General features: G+C 70.0%; 1 protein-coding gene and 2 pseudogenes. 2 read left to right on the top strand and 1 reads right to left on the bottom strand.

Going from position 1 to position 1,647, the window contains the following annotated elements; all coding sequences use genetic code 11:
* A pseudogene (locus tag ACWD3H_RS47625) lies at nt 1–362 on the bottom strand (phospholipid carrier-dependent glycosyltransferase); the annotation flags it as partial.
* Between the two features lie 98 nt (nt 363–460).
* Between ACWD3H_RS47625 and rsmI the strand changes: the two are divergent.
* Both rsmI and ACWD3H_RS47615 read left to right on the top strand, forming a co-directional pair.
* Complete coding sequence (gene rsmI, locus ACWD3H_RS47620) at nt 461–1,315, top strand: 16S rRNA (cytidine(1402)-2'-O)-methyltransferase (RefSeq protein ID WP_350966494.1); 855 nt, start codon at nt 461–463, stop codon at nt 1,313–1,315.
* Between the two features lie 54 nt (nt 1,316–1,369).
* Nucleotides 1,370–1,647: pseudogene (locus ACWD3H_RS47615) on the top strand (phospholipid carrier-dependent glycosyltransferase); the annotation flags it as partial.

Raw genomic sequence — 1,647 nt, 5'->3', positions numbered from 1 at the left:
ACCACGTAGGAGGCGCACTTGTCGACCTCCGCGGGCGCGCACTGCTGCCAGATCTCGGTGCCGCCCCGCATCAGGATCTTGTCGGCGTCCTTGACGACGTTGTGCTCGGCACCGAAGTTGATCAGTGCCCAGGCGTCCTTGGCGTAGTACGTCTCGTCGAACATGACCGCGTTCGGCCGCCCGAGGTTGGTGAAGCGCAGGATCGCCCCGAACACCGTGACCAGCAGCGGGCCCAGCCAGCCCCACAGGGGGTTACCCGGCATCGGCGGCACCAGACGGTCACGAGCGGAACCCGAGGGCCCGCCGTCGGGCTGGGGCTCCGGCTGCTCTGACGCCTGGCTGGGGAAGTCGGTCACGGCCACCCGGACATCGTACGGTCCCCTTACCGTAGCTAGCCCAGGAAACACCTCACTACAGGACTAAATGGTTAACTTCTCCCCGCGCCGGGGGGCCATCCGAAATGCGGGAGGATGGAGCGGTGACGGACAACGGCAGGCTTGTGCTGGCAGGGGCTCCGATCGGGCAGGCGGGCGACGCCTCACCCCGGCTGAGGCTGGCGCTGGAGAGCGCGGACGTGGTCGCGGCGGAGGACACCCGGCGGCTGCGGCGCCTGGCCGGGGAACTGGGCGCCGAGATCGGCGGCCGGGTCGTCTCCTACTACGACGCCAACGAGGCAGGACGGGCCGCCGAGCTCCTCGGCGCGCTCCAGGACGGCAAGACGGTGCTGGTCATCACCGACGCCGGCATGCCGGGCGTCTCCGACCCCGGCTACCGGCTGACCCACCTGGCGGTCGAGGCCGGGATCGCGGTCACCTCGCTGCCGGGGCCGTCGGCGGTGACCACGGCGCTGGCCGTCTCGGGGCTGCCCAGCGACCGGTTCTGTTTCGAGGGCTTCCCGCCGCGCAAGTCCGGTGAGCGCTCCCGCAGGCTCTCGGCCCTCGCGGAGGAGGAGCGCACGATGGTGTTCTTCGAGGCGCCGCACCGGCTCGGTGCCGCGCTGGCGGCGATGGCGGAGGCGTTCGGCGCCGACCGCCGGGCGGCGGTCTGCCGCGAGCTCACCAAGACCTACGAGGAGGTACGGCGGGGCGGTCTCGGCGAGCTGGCCGAGTGGGCGGCCGGGGGCGTCAAGGGGGAGATCACCATCGTGGTCGCCGGGTACGCCGGGCAGGCCCTGCCGCCGGTGATCGAGGACCTGGTGGACGAGGTCGCGCGCCGCGAGGAGACGGGGGTGCCGAGGAAGCAGGCGATCGTGGATGTGGCGAAGGCGGCGGGAATCCCCAAACGGGATCTTTATCAAGCTGTCCATCGAGGCTGACTTTTCACCATAATTCCCTGAATGGGATCAACACGGGATCGTCTCTTGCCGCCCATGTCGGGAAATGCCGCCTGGGGCTGGCTGGGGCCGTTGCTGGTCGCGGCCTTCGGGGGGATCCTGCGCTTCGTCGGCCTCGGGCGGCCGAACGCGGTCATGTTCGACGAGACGTACTACGCCAAGGACGCCTGGGCACTGATCAACCACGGGGTGGAGCGGGCCTCTTTCGGCACCGTGAAGGATCCCATCGCCGACAGGATGATCATGCAGGGGAACACCGACTTCCTGGTCAAGTGCACCCCGCCGGAGGCCGACCCCTGCCCGCTCTACGTGGC

The sequence above is a fragment of the Streptosporangium sp. NPDC002607 genome (assembly GCF_053592655.1).
The sequence above is the reverse complement of the archived record's forward strand: the minus strand, read 5'-3'. Positions and strand labels throughout refer to the sequence as shown.

Excerpts from the sequence above, each read along its gene's own strand:
- rsmI (WP_350966494.1), top strand. The coding sequence starts at position 461 with ATGCGGGAGGATGGAGCGGTGACGGACAACGGCAGGCTTGTGCTGGCA.